The 18,877-nt window shown below is 74.8% G+C and carries 12 protein-coding genes; 4 read left to right on the forward strand and 8 right to left on the reverse strand.

Annotated features, from left to right (window positions below; all coding sequences use genetic code 11):
* The first annotated feature begins 60 nt into the window (after positions 1 to 60).
* Positions 61 to 1,899, forward strand: a complete 1,839-nt coding sequence (locus AB0947_RS16125; protein ID WP_366750969.1) for a glycoside hydrolase family 15 protein — start codon at positions 61 to 63, stop codon at positions 1,897 to 1,899.
* A 198-nt stretch (positions 1,900 to 2,097) separates the two neighbouring features.
* A complete protein-coding gene (locus AB0947_RS16130) occupies positions 2,098 to 2,334 on the forward strand; it encodes a hypothetical protein (protein WP_014676749.1) in 237 nt (78 codons plus the stop codon).
* 12 nt (positions 2,335 to 2,346) lie between these two features.
* On the opposite strand, the gene AB0947_RS16135 is transcribed toward AB0947_RS16130, so the two are convergent.
* The 3 genes from AB0947_RS16135 to AB0947_RS16145 form a co-directional block, all read right to left on the reverse strand.
* Complete coding sequence (locus AB0947_RS16135) at positions 2,347 to 3,675, reverse strand: hypothetical protein (RefSeq protein ID WP_366750970.1); 1,329 nt, start codon at positions 3,673 to 3,675, stop codon at positions 2,347 to 2,349.
* A 68-nt stretch (positions 3,676 to 3,743) separates the two neighbouring features.
* Complete coding sequence (locus tag AB0947_RS16140) at positions 3,744 to 6,485, reverse strand: SpoIIE family protein phosphatase (protein ID WP_366750971.1); 2,742 nt, start codon at positions 6,483 to 6,485, stop codon at positions 3,744 to 3,746.
* A 41-nt stretch (positions 6,486 to 6,526) separates the two neighbouring features.
* Entirely contained in the window at positions 6,527 to 9,085 is a 2,559-nt protein-coding gene (locus tag AB0947_RS16145) for a SpoIIE family protein phosphatase (protein ID WP_366750972.1), read from the reverse strand.
* A gap of 323 nt (positions 9,086 to 9,408) precedes the next feature.
* Here AB0947_RS16145 and AB0947_RS16150 point away from each other — a divergent pair, with 323 nt between their 5' ends.
* Positions 9,409 to 10,614, forward strand: coding sequence for a hypothetical protein (locus AB0947_RS16150; protein ID WP_366750973.1), 1,206 nt, complete (start codon positions 9,409 to 9,411; stop codon positions 10,612 to 10,614).
* Here the strand turns inward: AB0947_RS16150 and AB0947_RS16155 are convergent.
* From AB0947_RS16155 to AB0947_RS16175, 5 genes are all read right to left on the reverse strand, one after another.
* Entirely contained in the window at positions 10,568 to 11,311 is a 744-nt protein-coding gene (locus tag AB0947_RS16155) for a 2-phosphosulfolactate phosphatase (RefSeq protein ID WP_366750974.1), read from the reverse strand. The genes AB0947_RS16150 and AB0947_RS16155 overlap by 47 nt on opposite strands.
* A gap of 54 nt (positions 11,312 to 11,365) precedes the next feature.
* Positions 11,366 to 11,653, reverse strand: a complete 288-nt coding sequence (locus AB0947_RS16160) for a YkvA family protein (RefSeq protein ID WP_366750975.1) — start codon at positions 11,651 to 11,653, stop codon at positions 11,366 to 11,368.
* A 66-nt stretch (positions 11,654 to 11,719) separates the two neighbouring features.
* The gene (locus AB0947_RS16165) at positions 11,720 to 12,934 is read right to left on the reverse strand and encodes a hypothetical protein (RefSeq protein ID WP_366750976.1); all 1,215 of its coding nucleotides are present in this window, start codon (positions 12,932 to 12,934) and stop codon (positions 11,720 to 11,722) included.
* 331 nt (positions 12,935 to 13,265) lie between these two features.
* A complete protein-coding gene (locus tag AB0947_RS16170) occupies positions 13,266 to 14,630 on the reverse strand; it encodes an FAD-dependent oxidoreductase (RefSeq protein WP_366750977.1) in 1,365 nt (454 codons plus the stop codon).
* Between the two features lie 167 nt (positions 14,631 to 14,797).
* On the reverse strand, positions 14,798 to 16,459 hold the full coding sequence (locus tag AB0947_RS16175; protein WP_366750978.1) for a C40 family peptidase: 1,662 nt from the start codon (positions 16,457 to 16,459) through the stop codon (positions 14,798 to 14,800).
* A 391-nt stretch (positions 16,460 to 16,850) separates the two neighbouring features.
* Here AB0947_RS16175 and AB0947_RS16180 point away from each other — a divergent pair, with 391 nt between their 5' ends.
* Positions 16,851 to 18,860 (forward strand): DUF1996 domain-containing protein, encoded by a 2,010-nt coding sequence (locus AB0947_RS16180; protein ID WP_366751205.1) that lies wholly within the window; start codon positions 16,851 to 16,853, stop codon positions 18,858 to 18,860.
* Positions 18,861 to 18,877 lie beyond the last annotated feature (17 nt).

The raw sequence follows: 18,877 nt of genomic DNA on the forward strand, positions 1-18,877 counted from the left end.
GGAAAACACTCGCAACAGGCACATACCGCCCGCACCGCCCCGCTCACCGGGAGGCCGCCGATGGCCGAATCGCCGTTCCACGGGAACGGACCCCGCGACCACCGCTACCTGCCCATCGCCGAGCACGGACTCATCGGCGACCTGCGCACGGTGGCCCTCGTCGGCAGCAACGGCACGATCGACTGGTACTGCTGCCCGGCCTTCGACTCCCCGAGCGTCTTCGCGGCGGTCCTCGACGCCGAGCGCGGCGGCCGCTTCGAGCTGGCCGCCGCCGTCCCGGCCCGCACCAAGCAGTTCTACTTCCCCGACACCAACGTGCTGATCACCCGGTTCTTCACCGAGGACGGCGTCGGCGAGGTACAGGACTTCATGCCGGTCGCCGGCGAGGAGCCCGGGGACGCGGGCCGGCACCGGCTGATCCGGCGCGTGGTGTGCGTCCGCGGCACCGTCCCCTTCCGGGTGCTGGTCGCCCCCCGCTTCGACTACGGCGCCGCCGCGCACACCGTGCGCCCCCTGGACGGCATGGTGGTGTTCGAGTCGGCCGTCCAGTCGCTGTCGCTCACCTCGACCGTCGCCCTGGAGTGCGACGGGCGGGACGCGCGCGCCGACTTCAAGCTCGGCGAGGGCGAGTCCGCCGTGTTCGCCCTCGACCAGGTCGACGGCGAGGTGTCCCCGCGCGGCTGCGCCCACGAGGAGGCGGAGCACCAGTTCAACGCCACGGTCACCTACTGGCGGCGCTGGCTGCACCAGTCCCGCTACCGGGGCCGCTGGCGCGAGATGGTGCACCGCTCCGCGCTCACCCTGAAGCTCCTCACCTACGCCCCCACCGGCGCCATCCTCGCCGCGCCCACCACCAGCCTGCCCGAACAGCTCGGCGGCGAGCGCAACTGGGACTACCGGTACGTGTGGGTGCGCGACGCCGCCTTCGCCGTCTACGCGCTGCTGCGGCTCGGCTTCGCCGGCGAGGCCGAGGCGTTCATGCGGTTCCTGACCACGCACATCAGCCCCGGCTGCGGCGACGGCTCCGGCCCGCTGCAGATCATGTACGGCATCGACGGCCGCACCGAGCTGCCCGAACGCGAACTGCCGCACCTCGAAGGTCACCTGGGCTCCGCCCCGGTCCGGGTCGGCAACGCCGCCGCCGGCCAGCTCCAGCTCGACATCTACGGCGCCCTGATCGACTCCATCTACCTCTACGACAAGTGGGCCCAGCCCATCTCCAGCGGCCAGTGGGACGACGTGTGCAGCCTGGTCGACTGGGTGTGCGACCACTGGGACCAGCCCGACGAGGGCGTGTGGGAGACCCGCGGCGGGCGCAAGGACTTCACGTACTCGCGGCTGATGTGCTGGGTCGCCATCGAGCGGGCCATCCGCCTGGCCACCCACCGCGGGCTGCCCGCCGACCACCGCCGCTGGCGCCAGGCCCGCGACACCATCTACCGGCGGATCATGGAACGCGGCTGGTCGCGGCGCCGGAACGCCTTCGTGCAGTACGAGGGCGGCGACGTGCTGGACGCGTCCCTGCTGATGATGCCCCTCGCCAAGTTCATCGCCCCCACCGACCCCAAGTGGCTGTCCACCCTGGACGCCCTCACCGAGGACCTCGTCTCCGACTCGCTCGTCTACCGCTACGACCCGCAGGCCAGCCCCGACGGACTGCGCGGAGACGAAGGCACCTTCTCCATCTGCTCGTTCTGGTACGTCGAGGCCCTCGTCCGGGCCGGCCGGCTCGACGAGGCCCGGCTGGCCTTCGAGAAGATGCTCACCTACGCCAACCACCTCGGCCTGTACGCCGAGGAGATCGGCCGCACCGGCGAGCAACAGGGCAACTTCCCGCAGGCCTTCACCCACCTGTCCCTCATCAGCGCCGCGTTCAACCTGGACCGCGCGCTCGGCTGAGGTCCGTCACCGGCATGTCACAGCCCGTACACGCGCCACAACGGCCGACGTCAACGACGACGGCCGCGCCGAACCGGCGGCCGCCGCGCCCGGCGAGCAGGGACGGCCCGATCCGGCGGTGTGCCCGCGGGGCGCACGGGTACCCGGCGTGCCGGCAAGCGGAATCGGCACAGGGTCGACAGAAGGAGGAGACCCCGGATGACCAGCACCAGTGAGACCGGCGACGTCACCGGCACCCGCGACAAGGACTACAACCTCATCTGGTACGTCGAGGCGTGCCTGAGCAACGCCCTGCGCCTGGAGCAGTACATCCAGGACGCGGAGCGGGACAAGGACAACGAGGTCGTGGAGCTCTTCCGCAAGGCACAGTCCGACAGCCGCAAGGGCGCCGAGCTGGGCAAGCAGCTGCTGCGCTCGCGGCTCGACGGCGGTTGAGCGCCGCTCGCCTCAGGCGAACCGGGAACTCGGGACCGGCCCGGCGGACCGCACACGCACCCGTTCGCCGCGCAGCCACGTGCCCTTCACGGCCGTGGCGAACGCGGCGAACTCCGTGTCGCCGTCCGCCGGGCCGTCGCCGTCCCCGGGGTCGGGCGACGGGTCCGCCGCGGTGATCCCGGCGGCGATCTCCGCCTCCGGCCGGTCGTCCGCCGGCCCCTGCTCGACCCCGCCGTCCGCCGACGGGCGCAGCTGCGGACCCCACGGCGCCACCACCGACTGGTACAGCAGGCCCGCGCTGTCCGGGGTGATGGCGGGCGGGTCCGTCCAGCAGCACGCGTGCGCGTGCAGCACCTGCCCCGGGGCGCGTTCGAACAGCTTCCCGATCAGCTCCGGCCCGCCGTCGTGCGCCGCGAGTCCGTCGAGGTCGTACGCCACGACCACCGTGTCCGCCCGGCCCGGCGCGAACGGCTCCGCCGGCAGGTCCAGCACCTGTGCCGCGGCCAGCCCGAGGATCCGTGAGTCCCGGTCCGGCAGCAGCGACACCGACCGGGGCCGCACCCCGGTGGCCGCCAGCAGGTCCCGCAGCCGCAGCAGACCGCGCAGACACCGGTCCGGGGTGTCCTGGAGCCAGGCGTAGCGGCCGTTCATGCCCGCGTCGAAGCCGTAGGGGGACAGCGTGCCGAGGACCGTGCCGCCGAGCACGTACTGCCAGCCCCGCAGATCGGCCCCGTCGAGCCGGCCCGCCCGCTCGGCATCGGCGGCCCGCGCCAGCATCCGGTGCTGCCGGTCCCGCGCCGGCCGCCACCGCTCGTCCTCCGGGTCGCCCAGCAGCGCGTGCTGACGCCGGGCCAGCTCCAGGTCGCCCCCGAAGACGGCGTTGAACACCAGCAGATACCGGTCCGGCCAGTCCTCCAGACGGTCCTCGTGGCGGGTGAGTTCGGCCACCGCCTCCCGGTGCCGGCCCCCGGCCTCGTACGCCGACACCAGCTCCCGCAGCACCCGCAGCGACCCGCCGCTGAGCCGAAGTGCCGCACGCAGCGCGGGAACCGCCAGATCCGGCACCTCGCGTTCGACACACGCGTACCCGAAGCGGTAGAGCGCCCGGGGGTCCTCGGGGGCGGCGGCCAGCGCGGCCGAGGCGTCGGCGAGGTCGTCGAAGCCGGCCGAACCCGCAGCCCGCCCCACCACCAGGGCCACCTCGGCGAGCGGCTGGTCCTCGCCGGCCTGCCGTACCTGCCGCAGCGCACCGGGTACGTCCCCGGCGTCCAGGGTTTCCCAGGCGGTGCGGAGGGCGGGTGACGTGAACCGGTCGGTGCGGCGATTCCTGCGCGAGAACATGCCGAAGATCATCACCCGGGGGACCACGGGTTCTCAAACGATTTGCCCGCACCCCGCACCCCGTACGCTCAGGGAAGCGGCTGCTCGGCCCAGATCACCTTGCCGTTCGGGGTGTACCGGGTGCCCCACCGCCCGGCGAGCTGGGCGACCAGGAACAGGCCCCGCCCGCCCTCGTCGGTGCTCGCCGCGTACCGCAGGTGCGGCGAGGTCGTGCTGCGGTCGGACACCTCGCAGATCAGCGTGCGCTCGCGCAGCAGGCGCACCCCGATCGGGGGGCGCCCGTAGCGGATGGCGTTGGTGACCAGCTCGCTCAGGATCAGCTCCGTCGTGAACGCCAGCTCGTCCAGGCCCCAGTCGGCCAGCCGCCGGGTCACCGAGTCCCGCACCTCGGACACGGCCGCCGGGTCGGACGGCACCTGCCACTGTGCGACCCGGTCGTCGCCCAGCACCCGGGTACGGGCGACGATCAGCGCCACGTCGTCGCTCGGCCGGGCCGGCAGCCGGTCCAGCACGGTACGGCAGGTGTCCTCCGGGGAGGCGCCCGGCGTCCGCAGCAGCGCGTCACGCAGCAGGCCCAGCCCCTCGTCGATGTCCCGCTCCCGGTCCTCCACCAGACCGTCGGTGTACAGCACCAGCCGGCTGTCCTCCGGTAGTTCCAGCTCGGCCGTCTCGAACGGCAGCCCGCCCAGGCCCAGCGGCGGTCCCGCGGGCACGTCCAGGAACTCCACACCGCCCTCCGGCCGCACCAGCGCGGGCGGCGGATGACCGGCCCGGGCCATCGTGCACAGCCGGGACACCGGATCGTAGATCGCGTACAGACAGGTCGCGCCCGTCACCACGGACGCACCCGTCACCGATGTCTCGTCGTCCTGGTCGAGCCGGCCGACCAGCTCGTCCAGCAGGCTCAGCAGTTCGTCCGGCGGCAGGTCCAGCGAGGAGAAGTTGTGCACGGCCGTACGCAGCCGGCCCATCGTCGCCGCCGCGTGCAGCCCGTGCCCCACGACGTCCCCGACGACCAGGGCCACCCGGGCACCGGACAGCGGCAGCACGTCGAACCAGTCGCCGCCCACCCCCGACTGGGCCGGCAGATAGCGGTAGGCGAGATCCAGGGCATCCTGCTCGGGCAGGGTGCGCGGCAACAGGCTGCGCTGGAGGGTGACCGCCATGCTGTGCTCACGGGTGTACCGGCGGGCGTTGTCGATCGACACCGCCGCCCGCGCCGCCAGCTCCTCCGCGAGGGCCAGCTCCTCGGCGTCGAACGGCTGCGGCTTCTCCGCACGCCAGAAGTTCGCCACGCCCAGCACCAGGGCGCCCGCCCGCAGCGGCACCGTGATCAGCGAGTGGATGCCGAACGCCAGCACCTGGTCGGTGCGCTCCAGGTCCTGCGCCCGCCAGCCGGGTTCGTCGCGCAGCCGCGGCACCACGACCGACTGCCCGGTCGTCAGGGCGCGCGCCTGCGGCGAGGTGGTCACGAACCGGATCCGCTCGCCGAGCGGATACAGCGGGGTCTCCTTGCGGATGCCCACGCAGGCCGTGCGGCGCAGTGCCGTCCCCGGACGCGGCTCCTCCCCGCCCAGCACCGCGTCGAACAGGTCCACCGTCGCGAAGTCCGCGAGCCGGGGCACCGCCAGCTCCGCCAGCTCCGCCGCGGTCCGGGTCACGTCCAGGCTGGTGCCGATGCCCACCCCGGCCTCGTACAGCATGTTCAGCCGCTCCCGCGCCACCTCCGCGCGGCCCGACAGGGCGCGCAGCTCGGTGGAGTCGCGCAGCGTGGTGACGCTGCCCGGCGGGCCGCCGCGCAGGTCCGTGGGCCGCTGGTTGACCGCCAGCAGCCGGTCCTTGACCAGGTGCACCTCGTCCGTGGCGACCCGCCCCGAGGCCAGCAGTCCCGCCGTCTCGTCGTCCAGGCCCAGCTCCAGCACGTGCCGCTGCTCGGCGTCCGCCGGCAGGTCCAGCAGGCGGTGTGCCTCGTCGTTGGCGAGCAGCAGCCTGCCGTCACCGCCGACGATCAGCACACCCTCCCGGACCGCGTGCAGCACCGCGTCGTGGTGCTCGTACATCCTCGTCATCTCGTACGGCCCGAGGCCGTGCGTCTGGCGCAGCAGCCGTCTGCTCACCAGGGCCGTGCCCGCGGTCGCCAGCGCGAGCGCGGCGGCCGCGGCGGCCAGCAGCAGCGGAAGCTGCTGGTCGGCGGCCCCGCCCACGTGCGCGGTGGTGATCCCGGCCGCCACCAGGCCCACCACCTGGCCACCGGTGTCCTTCACCGGCACCACGACCTGCACCAGCGGCCCGATGGTGCCGGTGATGTGCTCGGTGACCGTGCCGCCGGCCACGGCCGGGGCGATCGTGCCGACGAACTTCTGGCCTATGCGGCCGGGCTGCGGATGGGTGTAGCGCACGCCGTCGGTGTTCATCACGACGATGAAGTCCACGCCGGTCGCCTTGCGGGCCGCCTCCGTGCGCGGCTGGAGCACGGCCGTGGGGTCCGCGGAGCGCAGGGCGGCGGCCGTGCCGGGCGCGTTGGCGAACGTCTGGGCCACGGCGAGGGAACGGTTGCTCGCCTCGGTGTCGCTGTCGTGCCGCACCTGGAGCACCTGGGCGACCACCGCCGAGACGACCAGGAGCAGCACGATCACCACTTGCAGGACGAAGACCTGCCCGGCCACGCTGCGCCCGGTCACGGCCGCCCGGAGCACCCCCGGCCGGCTGCCGCCCGCGCCGCGGTCCCCCGGTGGCGGGCTGTGCGGTGCGCGCGGGTACCCGAAAGGTCGGGGCGGCCGGGTCACGGGCCGGCCGGGCAGTCGCACCATGTGCCCATGTCTACACTGCCCGGCGCCGTCAGGCGAGACCATCACCCGAGGCGACGGCAGCCGGGCGCCGGACCGGGCCCGGGGGAGCGCGGCGGCCGGTCACCGGCCGGTGCCGGGCGGCGGGCGGCCAGCAGGAGGGCCACGTCGTCGGGGCGGGCCGTGGCGTGCCGGGCGGCGGCCGTCAGCCGGTCGGCGACCCCGGACAGGGACCGCCCGCCGCCCCGGCCGGCCCCCGCACCGGCCTGGGCGAGCGCCAGCCGCAGCGCCGCGATGCCGTCGTCGATGTCGGCGCCGGGCCGCTCCACCAGGCCGTCGGTGTACAGGGCGAGGATCGCGTCCGGTTCCAGCCACAGCTGGGTCACCGGGTACCGGGCGTGCGGATCCACCCCGAGGACGACACCCCCGGCGATGTCCAGCAGCCGGGTCCGGCCGTCCGGGCAGCGCAGCAGCGGCGGCGGATGGCCCGCCCGGGCGATCCGGGCCAGGCCGGTGGCGGGGTCCAGGCGGAGGTAGCAGCAGCTGGCGAACTGGCCGGGGTCCAGGTCGATCAGCAGGTGGTTGGTGCCGCTGAGCACCTCGTCCGGGGGCCGGTCGCCCAGCGCGAAGGCGCGCACCGCGCTGCGGAGCTGGCCCATCGTGGCGGCCGCCTGCACCCCGTGCCCCTGCACGTCACCGATGACCAGGGCGAGCCCGTCCCCGGCCTCCACCACGTCGTACCAGTCACCGCCCACGTCCATGCCCTGTGTTCCCGGCAGGTACCGGCCCACGGTCTCCACCCGCGGATGCGTCGACAGCCGCCGGGGCAGCAGGGCCTGCTGGAGGCCGCGGGCGAGGGCCGCCTCGTCGTCGTAGCGCCGTGCCCGCTCCATCGCGTGCGCGATCAGCCCGGCGAGCGCGGTGAGGACCGCGCGTTCCTCCGTGCTGAACCCGCGCTCGTGGTCGAAGCCGAGGATGCAGGAGCCCACCCGCCGGCCGGAGGCGATCAGCGGCAGGAAGGCACGCGAACCCACCCGCGCGTCGAGGGGGAGCCCCGGATAGGCCGCCGCGAGCTGCCCCATGGACTCGAAGAACAGGGGACGGCCGGTGGTCAGGGTCTCCACACCGGGCACGTGCGCGTCGAGGCCGATGCCCTCGAACGGCGCGAGGAACCCCTGCGGGAACCCCGTCTCCCAGGCCAGGTACAGATGCCGGTCCTGGAGCAGGTAGATGGCCAGCCGCCGGCCGCCGAACGCGGGCAGCAGCTCCTGCATCACCACCGCCGACACCTGCCGGGCGGTCACCGCGTCCGTCAGCGCGATGGCCAGCGCGATCGGCCGGTACAGCGGCGCCATCGCGTGGGCGCCCGCCACCGTGTGCTCCGCGTCCTGGACCTCGGGCACCGGCCCGCTCGCGGCGTCCACCCGGCTGGCCGGGACGAGCACGCAGGTCAGCAGGTCCGTGCCGGGATGCACCGACACCGCCAGCCAGGCGCCCTCGCCGGGCCCGTCCCGGTCGCCGGCCGGCCGCCGGGCGTGGAAGTGCACCGGTTCGGGGCAGAGCAGGGCCCCGCGCAGGTGGTCGTCGTACGGCGGCCCGGTCAGCCAGGGCAGCTCGTCCCACAGCGGCTGCCCCAGCAGCCGCTCCCGCGCCCGGCCCGTGAGCCGGGCCGCCGCCGGGTTGGCGTACACGATCAGCCCCAGCCGGTCCACGCACAGCACGCCCTCCGGCAGCAGGTCGGCCGCACCGTCGGCGGAGGCGGCCGTACCGGGTTCGAACACCACCCCGTGGACCGCCGTCCCGGCCCGGTCCGCGGGGTCCGGCCAGAGGTCCAGCAGCCGCGGTGTGCCGTCGCAGGCCCGCACGTTCAGCGGTGCGCCCGGCGGTTTCCCGGCGGCCGTGTCGCGCAGCGCGGCCAGCACCCGGTGCGCGTCGGCGGGGGCCACGGCGTTCGCGAGCTCCGTCATCGTCCCCGCGAACTCGCCGGGGCGCAGACCGAGCAGCGCGTGCAACCGGTCGTCCGCACGGACCAGGGAGGCCGACGGGTCCCAGCTGAAGCGTCCTACGGCGGCCCGGGCGGGCCGGCCCGCGGGCGGCCGTACGCACAGCGGCTCGCCGTCCCAGGTGATCGCGCTCTCGTCCCCGTCGGCCAGGCCGAGCAGCTCGGTGCCCAGGCCCTCGGCCAGCCGGCCCAGCAGTTCCCGGTCCAGCAGGTCGTCCACGGTGTCCGTCACCGCCGGGTACAGGACCGTGAGCACCCCCAGCGGCCCGGTCCCGCCCGGTACCGGCACGTGCACCGACCCGAACGGGAAGGGCAGGCCGGCCGCGAACTGCGGATACCGGCGCATGGTCTCCGTGGCGTTCGGCAGGACCACGTGGACGCCGAGCCGGTAGGCGTCGGCGACCGGGAACGGCCGGCCCACGTGCAGCCGCCACCAGGACCTGAACAGCGGACCCGGCAGCCCCGTGAGCACCGCGAGGCGCAGCAGGCCCGGGGCGCGGGAGCGCAGGTACACGCCCGCCACCCGGCCGCCGGCCGAGGTGAGGGCGCCGGTCGAGACGTCCGCCAGCAGCGCGGTCAGCCGGGCCCGCGTACGGACCGCCTGCTCGTCGCTCCCGGCCATCGGTCCCACCTCGTCCCGTGCGGCTCCAGGTGGATGACACAGCAAGAATGCGCCACGAGACGCGCGGAACGCACCTGGGCGGGGCGGGGCGAGCGGGGGAGGGAAGGGTAGGGCCGGCGCGGGGGCCGGGGTACGGGCGGGGGGAACCGGGTCAGGCTCACCGTGGGGCGCCGGGTCAGGCTCACGGCGCGGGGAGCGGGGCGGCTCACACCAGTGCCCCGTCCGAGTGGCGGGCTCCCGTGCCCGCTCCTAGTAATGGACTCCGTGACGCGGCGACCGCAGACGGGGCGCGGGTGCGGTCGCACTCTTCTCCTGGAGCCGAGATGACGACCTGTTCCTCATCCCCTCGTCCCGACGACTCGGTGATACCCACGGCACCGGATGCCCCCGGCGTCCCCACCTCGTCCGCGGACCTGCTCACGCCGCCGGTACGGCCGCTTCCCCCGGAGGGACCCCTGCACGGCGACCCCCTGCGCGGCCTGGTCCACGCGGCCGTCGCCGACCGCCCGGTGGAGGACGTGGTCCGGCTCATCACGCTGCTGGAGAGCGCGCCCGAGCCGGCCCGGATGACGTCCGACGTGCTGCGCGCGGTCGCGGTCGAACGGTCGGTGGAGGACGTCACCCGTCTGGTGACGCTGCTGACCGAACCGCCCCGGGACAGCGACAGCGCCGACGAGGCGATCCGGGCCGCCGCCCAGCGCCGCCCCCTGGAGGACGTCTCCCGGCTGGTGCAGTTGCTGCACCGCGGCCCGGTGGAGTCATCCCACTGCGCGGAAGCCGCCGTGCGGGCGGTGGCGGTGCACCGGCCCGTGGAGGAACTCGCCGAGCTGATCGGCCGGCTGGCGGCGGAACGGGAGGCGGGCGAGGCCGAGGAGCGGCCGGTGTCCGTCGCCCCCGCGCCACCGGCGGTCGTGTGGGAGGTGGGGTGGTCGGCCCCGGAGGAACCGGCGGAGGCGGGGTGGTCCGCGGCGGGGGAGCCGGCGCCGGCGGCCCGGCCGGCCGACGCGGGGACGGTGAAGACGCGGCGCATCGTGGTCGATGGGCGCCCGAGGGCGCCGTGGTCCGGTACGGAAGGGCGGGCGGGAGGACGACAGGCCGCCGCGGACCGGGCCGGGGACGACCGGTCGCCGACGGCAAGCGTGCGGGCCGCCCGGTGTGCCGCGTCGCTGGTGTTCCTGTGCGGGACGGCACACGCCCCGCGCTACTGGGCCGGGCTGTCCCACGGCGCCCTCGGGGCCACCCTCCTCGCCTCGGCGCTGTGCGGCCTGCTGGCGCTCGCCCTCACCGCGCGCGCGGTGCCGGCCCGGCTCGTGGCGGCGACGGCCGCGGTCGGCGTCACGGCGGTGCTCGCCGCCGGACACGTGCTCGGCGGGCGGTTCGACCTGCCGGACCCGGCCCGGCTGCGCGCGGCGACCCTGGCACCGTCCTGGCTCGCCGGCCCGACGGCCGCGGCAGCGGCACTCGGCGCACTGGCGGTCCTGCTCACGGCCCTGACGACGGGCCGGGCCCAGCCCGCCGACCCCGGTTGAGTCCGGCCTGGGAGCCGGGCGCCCAGGGGCGCAGCACCAGGTGGCCGTCCTCCCGGGTGGCCGCCATCGCCGAGGGGAACGTATCCGTCTCCAGGCACAGGGCCACGTCCTCGGGACCGACACCGGCCCACCCGCGCCGCGCACCGTCGGCCAGCCGTGCGGCGGCGGCGGAGCGCCGGGCCCGCGCCAGGTAGGGGCCCGCGTCGGCGTCGTCCGTCCGCACGCGTTCCGCGATGTACTGCGCGCAGGCCAGATCCTCCTCGGCCCGTCCGCCGTCCCCGGTGACCACGAAGGTCACCGCGTCCGCCCGTACCCGTCGCAGCGCCCCGGCGGTCGCCCCCGCCACAGCGAAACTCGCGCACAGCAGCAGTCCGGCGTCCGCCACGGCCAGTGCCCCGGCCGTCCCGGCGGTGGTCTTCTGGACGACCGTACGGCCCCGCAGGTCCAGCGCACGCAGCCGGGCGGGCGAGTTGACCAGGTCGAACCCCGGTGACGGCGCCCCGTCCTGGCAGGCCGGCCAGTGGGGGTGACGGGCCTTCAGAGCCAGCGCCTCCCGCCGCGTGCGGGCGAAGACGATCCGCTCGGCACCGCGCCGGAACGCCCAGGCGGCCACGGTGAACGCGCGCATCACGTCGACGACCACGGCCACGCCGGGAGCCGTCGGGGCACCGGGTACGCCGGTGAACACGGGTCGCATCGCCCCATGGTGCGCGGCAGCGCCCGGGGTGCGGTACACCGCGCCCGGCCGTTTTCAGAGCTCGGTCGTCCCGGGCGGCAGCGGCCGGGCGGCGCGCAGGCTGCGCAGGGCGAGGAGCAGGACGCCGATGTCGTCCAGGTAGACCGGGTCGGGCAGCAGATCGGTGGGCAGCACCAGATACGCGACCGCGCCCCAGAACACCCACCGGGGCCCCGTCGGCAGCCCCGCCCGCCGCAGCGTCCGCCGCGCCCGCACCAGCCGCACCAGCAGACCGACCGCGACGGCGAGCAGCACCACCGCTACGACGGCGGCGAGTACCAGCAGGGTCGTGGTCGTGTCCATCTCGGCTCCTTGCGGGAGTGGGGCGTCCTGTGCACCGTACGACCGTCCGTGTACCCCGGCGAACGCCTACGATGAACGGCCGTCCGCATTACCGCCGGTGCCCGTGGCCCCGGCGCTGTCGTCCGCCGGCGCCGTGCCGTTCACGGCAGGATCCGCGGCGGACCCCTGCTGCTGCCTGCCCTTGGCCGTCAGCTTCAGCCGCTCGAACGTCCGCGTCAGCTGTTGCAGGGTGCCCGGTGCCCGCGAGGCGGGGCGCTGCTGGGGGAGGGCGGCCACGGGGACGTCGCGGTACGCCGCCAGGGCCTCCAGCGCCTGCTCGGCCGCCTGCTTGTACAGGTCCCGGGACTTCGTCATCGCCTCCAGCGCCTCGGCGTACATGGCGACCAGCCGCCGCTCGCGCTCCAGCTCCTCCTGGAGGGTCAACAGGGTCCAGTTCTCGCGCAGATCGGTCAGCGCCTCCTCGGCGTCCGCCGGCAGCGGCCGGGGCAGGGCCACGAAGTGCCGCAGCGCCGCGATGAGTCCGGCCGGCTCCGAACCGTCCAGGAAGACGGTGCGCACGCTGTGCTCCCGGCCGTCGTACGCCTCCGGCGCCGGATCCGGCGGCAGCAGCACCGCCCCGCCGCGCGGCACCTCCACGCCGAGGTCCTTCAACGCCCAGTTGACGGCGCGCAGTTGCTGCGGTGCGGCCCGGTGCTCGATCACGCGGTGCCGCAGCCCGGGCGGCAGCAGCCGCGCCAGCGGCAGCCGGCCCCGCTCGTCGGGTGTCATGGCCTCGTGCACGACGACATGGACGCACCACGCCTCCCGGGCCGCGTCCCGCAGCAGCCGCCGCATGTCCTTGTCGTCCTCCGGCAGCGCGTTGACGTGCCGGAGGCGCAGGCCCGCGACCGTGGCGTGGTGGTCCCAGGAGCCGTCGTCGTCCTCGCCCGGGCCGCCCTCGGGCCAGAAGAGCGTCGCGGGCGACGGCCAGGCGTCGTCCCACGGGCGCTCCGCCTCCGCGACCAGCCGCCACTCGTGGCCGGGCAGCCGGCCCTCCGGTGGTACGAGGGTGAGCCGGGCCCGCACGGTCACCGCCCCGTCCGCTCGCCAGCGGGCCTCGAAGACCCGCCGGTCCGGGTCCCCGGCCGGGGGCGGCTCGGCGAAGTCGTCGATGTCACCGCTCTCCTTGTGCCGTCGCAGGGTGCGGCGGACGGCGTTCTCGGGGGCGGGACCGGTGTGGCGGCCCCGGGCCGCCCAGAGGGTCTGCGGGGTGGTGGCGCGGTCGCCGGCGGAGTTCGACATGAGCCAATCTGCTGATGGGGGCGGGTGGGCCTCCCAGTATCACCGTTCGGCGGGGCGACACGGCGCTGGGGGCCCGGCCCCGCGCGTCGCCCCGGGGTGCGCACGGAGCGCGGGGCGGGCGCCGTACGCCCGGAGTGTGCGCGGTGCGCGTCGGGTGAGCGCGGTTCACCCGTGCCCGGCCGGCGGTCCCGGCCCCCGCAATGTCCGGCGAACGGGGCCCGCCCGTCCATCCGCTCAGGGGCGGCCCCGTTCACCCCTGCCGCCACGCACCGCAACGCGGCGGGGGCCGGCGCACCGGCGCCGGCCCCCAGGGGCCCGGAGGGAGGGGGTCCTACGCTCCGCTCTCCCGCAGCATGTCCTCACGCTCGACGAGCTTCACGCGCTCGCGGCCCTGCGGCTCGCCCAGGGCACGCTCGGCGGCGTCCAGCTTGTACCAGCCCTCCCAGGTGGTGAAGCGGACGTTCCGCTCGGCGAGGAAGGCGTCCACGGCCTCCGGCTCGGGGGAGGCCGGGGTGTGCAGACGGCCGCCGGCGTAGTCGTCCAGCAGGTTGGCCACGGTCTCGTTGGCGTCGCCCTTGGTGTGGCCGATGAGGCCGACGGGGCCGCGCCGGATCCAGCCGGTGACGTAGGTGGACTGCAGGTGGGTGCCGCCCTCCTCGATCACCCGGCCGCCCTCGTCCGGCACGGTTCCGGAGTCGATGTCCCAGGGCAGCTTGGGCAGCTTCTCGGACAGGTAGCCGACCGCGCGGTAGACCGCCGTGACGTCCCAGGTCTTGAACTCGCCGGTGCCCTTGACGTTGCCGGTGCCGTCCAGGGCGGTGCGCTCGGTGCGCAGGCCGACGACCTTGCCGTCCTCGCCGAGGATCTCGGCCGGCGACTCGAAGAAGTGGAGGAAGAGCTTGTGCGGGCGGTCGCCGGCGTCGCGGATCGCCCAGTTCTCCAGCGTCTTGGCGACCATGTCGGCCTGCTTGTTGCCGCGCCGGGTCTCGATCGAGCCCTCGTCGTAGTCGATGTCCTCGGGATCGACGATGACCTCGATGTTCGGGGAGTGGTCCAGCTCGCGGAGCTCCATCGGGCTGAACTTCGCCTGTGCCGGGCCACGGCGGCCGAAGACGTGGATCTCCATGGCCTTGTTGGCCTTCAGGCCGTCGTAGACGTTCGGCGGGATCTCGGTCGGCAGCAGCTCGTCGGCGGTCTTGGCGAGGATGCGGGCGACGTCCAGGGCGACGTTGCCGACTCCCAGCACGGCGACCTTCTCGGCCTCCAGCGGCCAGGTGCGGGGCACGTCCGGGTGGCCGTCGTACCAGGAGACGAAGGCGGCGGCGCCGTAGGAGCCGTCCAGGTCGATGCCGGGTATGCGCAGCTCGCGGTCGGCCATCGCGCCGGTCGAGAAGATCACAGCGTCGTAGAAGGCGCGCAGGTCGTCCAGGCTGAGGTCCGTCGGGTAGTCGACGTTGCCGAACAGACGGATCTGCGGCTTGTCCAGCACCTGGTGCAGGGCGGTGATGATGCCCTTGATGCGCGGGTGGTCCGGCGCGACGCCGTACCGGATCAGGCCGAACGGGGCGGGCATCCGCTCGAAGAGGTCGATGGAGACACCGGGGTCGGCGGCCACCTCGGACTTGAGCAGGGCATCGGCGGCGTAGATCCCGGCGGGGCCGGCTCCGACAATGGCTACCCGCAGGGGGCGCGGCATGATCAGGTTCCCTTCGAGCGTGAATGGGCGACGTGATCAGGAGCCTAAACTAAGGCACACCTAAGTCGGTACGCGGGTCCCGTCTATGACCTCATAAGCTGATCTTATGCCCCTGCCAGGGTTGCCTTATGGGCACGGCGGGGCCGGCCGCCCGGGGCCGGGCCCCGTCAGGCCGGCCGGACGATCCGGTGGATCGCGGCCTCCCCGGCGCCGTAGATCGACTCCTCGCGGATGGACGACCCCGGTCCGGGCGCGTGCACCATCATCCCGTCGCCGACGTACAGGCCCACGTGCCGGTCGTCCTTGAAGAAGATCACCAGGTCACCGGGTTCCAGCCCGGCGGTCGTGAGCGGCGTTCCGGCCAGCGCCTGCTCGTGCGCGGCACGCGGCAACGTGACACCGGCCGCCTTCCACGCGGCCTGGGTCAGGCTGGAACTGTCGTAGGAGTCTGGCCCGGTCGCACCCCACACGCACGGTTTCCCGAGCTGCGCCCGAGCGAAGGCGATGGCCTTCGCGGCACGGAGGGCGCGGGGCGAGTGGATGGGCGCGGGTGCCGGCAGGGGGAGAGGCAGGGGGAGGGGGACGGAGGTGTCGGTCACGGGAGCGGTGATGCCGACCGGCGGAGCGCTCGTCGTCGGCGCTGCCGGCGCAACAGGTTCCGCACTCTGTTGCTGCCACGGGGCGGCCGAGGCCATGACGGACTGCGCCGTCGCCGTCGCCGTCCCTGTCGCCGTCGTCGTCGCCGTCTGCGGCTGCGGCTGCGTCTGCGGCTGCGGCTGAACGGCGGCGTCCGGCGAGCCCGGTCGGGCGGTGCGCCCGGACAGCAGGTCCCGCGCCGTGTCGAGCTTCCGCCGCACCCCGGCCTTCCAAGCGGTGGGGGACAGGCGGACGAATCCGGCCGACCCGGGGAGGGCCCGGGGGGGCTGCACCGCCGCCCGCTGAACGACGGGCGGCGCGGCGACCGGCACGACGGCAGGGCTCGCCGGTCCGGCCGTGGCCCAGCCGACCGGTTCCGCCGTTCCCGTCGCGCCCCAGCCGGACGTCTCAGCCGTACCGCCGCCCCACCCGATCCCCGCGCCCGGAAGTTCCCTACCGCTCGCGGCATCGACCAGCGCGGTCGGACCGGTGTCCAGCACGGGCAAGGGTCCGGTTGCCTGGAGCCCGGCGGTCCGTGAGGGCTCCGACTGCACGGCCCCGCCCGGCAGGGCCCCAGTCGGCAGGGACCCGCCCGGCAAGGCCCCGCCCGACAGGAACCCGCTCGTCGGTGTCGTCACCGGGCCCGTCACCGGGCCCGTCGTCAGCTCGGCCACCGCCCGGCCGGTGTCCAACTCCCTTCCGGGGGACCGCTGTCCGGGCAGGCCGCCCGTCCCCAACGCCTGCCGCTCACCGCCCGGAAGGGCGCGGGTCTCCCCGCCGCCCGGGAGGCCGGGGAGTCCCAGGGTGTCGCCGCCACCCCTCGGGAGGCCGAGGGGCTCACCGCCGCCGGCCGGCAGGGCGCGGACCTCCCGCTCACCCCCCGGAAGCCGCGACTCGTCGATCGGCTCCCGCGAACGCGTCGGCGCGGCGGACCTGTCGGGCAGCCGGTCCGCCGGCAGTACGGCGGGGACGGTCGGGCCGACAGCGGCGCGTGCCGCGTCGAACCACTTCCGGGCGACCTCGTCCAGTGCCGGGTCCTGCCGCCGGCCCGCCCGCTTGGCCAGCGGTACGCCACGCGAACGCGTCCGGGCGGCCATGGCCCGGGTCGCGTTGAAGTTACCGGTGTCGTTCTCCGCCCGGTCGTAGAGGGATGCGATCCGCTGTCGCACCTCGTCGCGGCTCTCCGGCGACATGGAAGACGTGCTCCTTCCTTGCCCCGCAGGGCAGTTGGGCGGCTCGCCGGGGCAGAGCCGGGCGGCGGCCTCACGTCAACCTAGCCAACGTGTGTACCTCGTGTGAAGGTTGAGGTGTGAAATGTCCGATACATATTCGTGATGTTCGCGACGGCGTTCGACGGGGAAAGGGTGGCGACCATGGTTTCCTGTGAGGTCCCGGTGAATTCGCGATCCTGTTGAACACAGCGGCTCCGCCCGCCGTATGAAGCCGGGGAACTCCATGATCGGCCGCCGGCCACACCCACCGGCGGTCAGACCACCGGCGATCACACAGGGGACGACCTTGGTACGCAACAGGCGCAGACGCCCGACCGGCGCACGACGCGCGACCCTCGCCGCGGTCGCCCTGATGCTCGGGGGAGCCGGACTCGTCGGGGCGAACGTCTACGCCTCGGCCACCGAGGGCCGGGGCGACGGCTCCGGCGGCACGGACGCCTCCGGCCGCGTCCTGTCCTCGGGCATGGCGACCATCGACTGCCCCGATGTCGGCGGCCGGCTCACGGCCGTGCCGGACGCGGCCCGCCCCGAGGTCGACCGCGAACTCGCCGCGCTGGACCAGCAGATCGCGGCGGCGTACCAGCAGGTGCCGCAGGCGGGGCGGGCCGGCGGCCAGGACGCCGGTTCCGCCGCGGAAACCGTCATGAAACCGCTGGAGGAGAAGCGGTCGGAGTCCATCGGACGGATCGCCGACGCCATCGGCCGGTCGGGGGAACGTCCGCAGGGCCTGGACGATCTGGCCGCGTGCACCCTGCGCCCCGGCGACGACGGTCAGGCCACCGGCACGCCGGACGACGGCGGCCGGCAGGGCGGCACCGGCCAGGAGCAGGACGGCGCCGGCGCGGACCAGGGCGGCGACGCGCAGGGGCAGAACGGCAGCGGCCAAGGACAGACCGGCAGCGGCCAAGGACAGACCGGCAGCGGCCAAGCGCAGAACGGTGCCGGTCAGGGCGGCAACGGGCCCGTCGTCTCGGACTACGCGGACATCACCTCCGTACCGCCCGAGGCACCGGCCCCGCCGCCGCAGGCCGGCGCCTCGCGCGGCACCTTCACCTCCGACTGCGGGGTCAACGCGGGCGGCCTGTTCAACTCCGACAACGTCATCGTCGCCCCCGGCGTCTCCAACGGCGCCCACCACTTCCACGACTACGTCGGCAACCAGGGCAACAACGCCTTCGCGAGCGACGAGGACCTGGCCGAGGCCGGCACGAGCTGCGCGGACCGGGGCGACAAGTCGTCGTACTACTGGCCGGTGCTGCGCCTGCAGAACGGCACCCAGGAGCGGGACGCCGGAGCGCCGGGCGGCGGCACGGAGGGCAACGCGGGCCGGATCGTGACGCCCACGCAGGTCACGCTGACCTTCGTCGGCAACCCGCGCGGCAAGGTCACCGCCATGCCGCGCCTGCTGCGCATCATCACGGGCGACGCCAAGGCCTTCGTCAACGGCCCCGGCAACGCCAACGCCTCCTGGAGCTGCACCGGTTACGAGAACCGGCAGCTGAAGGACAAGTACCCGCTGTGCCCGCCGGGCAGCGACGTGGTGCGCACCTTCCGTTTCCAGAGCTGCTGGGACGGCCGCAACATCGACAGCGCCAACCACCGCACCCACGTGGCGTTCACGGCCGCCGACGGCTCCTGTCCGGCGGGCTTCGTGCCCATTCCGCAGCTGGTCCAGCGCATCGTCTACGACGTCGACGCGCCGAGCCTCGCGGACGGCGGCCGCACCGTCCCGCTGTTCGCGGTGGACTCCTTCCCCGAGCAGCTGCACAAGCCCGTCACCGACCATGGCGACTTCATCAACGTCTTCGACGAGAAGCTGATGCGCGAGATGGTCGACTGCATCAACTCCGGCCGCAGCTGCGGCCCCTCGGCCGACGACGACTCCACCGCGACACCGACGCCGGCGCCGACGGCGAGTCCGAGCGCCACCGCGGCGCCGGGTGAGGGCTCCGCCGAGGGCGGCGCCGGGAACGTCACCTCCGCGCCCGCGCCGTCGGCGTCCCGAGCCGGTGAGGCGCCACGGCACGACGCGACGACGGCGCCCGCCCGCACCACCAAGCACGACACGGACGACAAGGCGGCACCCGCCGCGTCCGCCAAACCACGGTCCACGCCGGCGCGTTCGGCACCGGCCCCGTCCGTCACCGCGCCGGGTCGGGCCGCCACGGCCACCGCCACCGCGCCGGGTCAAGGCGCCACCGCCGCCGCGTACGCCCCACCGGTGGCCGCGGCGACCGCACCCCAGGCGAGCCGGGGAGGTCTGGCGGAGACGGGCGCCCGGCTGTGGCCCGCGGCGATCGGCACGCTGCTCGCGCTGTCGGGTCTGTTCATGCTGCTCCGGGCCAGGCGCATGCGCTACTGACCGTTCGCGTACGGCGG

Source organism: Streptomyces sp. NPDC047841, assembly GCF_040704085.1.
GTDB lineage: Bacteria > Actinomycetota > Actinomycetes > Streptomycetales > Streptomycetaceae > Streptomyces > Streptomyces argyrophylli.

Excerpts from the sequence above, each read along its gene's own strand:
- AB0947_RS16125 (WP_366750969.1), top strand. The coding sequence starts at position 61 with ATGGCCGAATCGCCGTTCCACGGGAACGGACCCCGCGACCACCGCTAC.
- AB0947_RS16130 (WP_014676749.1), top strand. The coding sequence starts at position 2,098 with ATGACCAGCACCAGTGAGACCGGCGACGTCACCGGCACCCGCGACAAG.
- AB0947_RS16135 (WP_366750970.1), bottom strand. The coding sequence starts at position 3,675 with ATGTTCTCGCGCAGGAATCGCCGCACCGACCGGTTCACGTCACCCGCC.
- AB0947_RS16140 (WP_366750971.1), bottom strand. The coding sequence starts at position 6,485 with ATGGTGCGACTGCCCGGCCGGCCCGTGACCCGGCCGCCCCGACCTTTC.
- AB0947_RS16145 (WP_366750972.1), bottom strand. The coding sequence starts at position 9,085 with ATGGCCGGGAGCGACGAGCAGGCGGTCCGTACGCGGGCCCGGCTGACC.
- AB0947_RS16150 (WP_366750973.1), top strand. The coding sequence starts at position 9,409 with ATGACGACCTGTTCCTCATCCCCTCGTCCCGACGACTCGGTGATACCC.
- AB0947_RS16155 (WP_366750974.1), bottom strand. The coding sequence starts at position 11,311 with ATGCGACCCGTGTTCACCGGCGTACCCGGTGCCCCGACGGCTCCCGGC.
- AB0947_RS16160 (WP_366750975.1), bottom strand. The coding sequence starts at position 11,653 with ATGGACACGACCACGACCCTGCTGGTACTCGCCGCCGTCGTAGCGGTG.
- AB0947_RS16165 (WP_366750976.1), bottom strand. The coding sequence starts at position 12,934 with ATGTCGAACTCCGCCGGCGACCGCGCCACCACCCCGCAGACCCTCTGG.
- AB0947_RS16170 (WP_366750977.1), bottom strand. The coding sequence starts at position 14,630 with ATGCCGCGCCCCCTGCGGGTAGCCATTGTCGGAGCCGGCCCCGCCGGG.
- AB0947_RS16175 (WP_366750978.1), bottom strand. The coding sequence starts at position 16,459 with ATGTCGCCGGAGAGCCGCGACGAGGTGCGACAGCGGATCGCATCCCTC.
- AB0947_RS16180 (WP_366751205.1), top strand. The coding sequence starts at position 16,851 with ATGCTCGGGGGAGCCGGACTCGTCGGGGCGAACGTCTACGCCTCGGCC.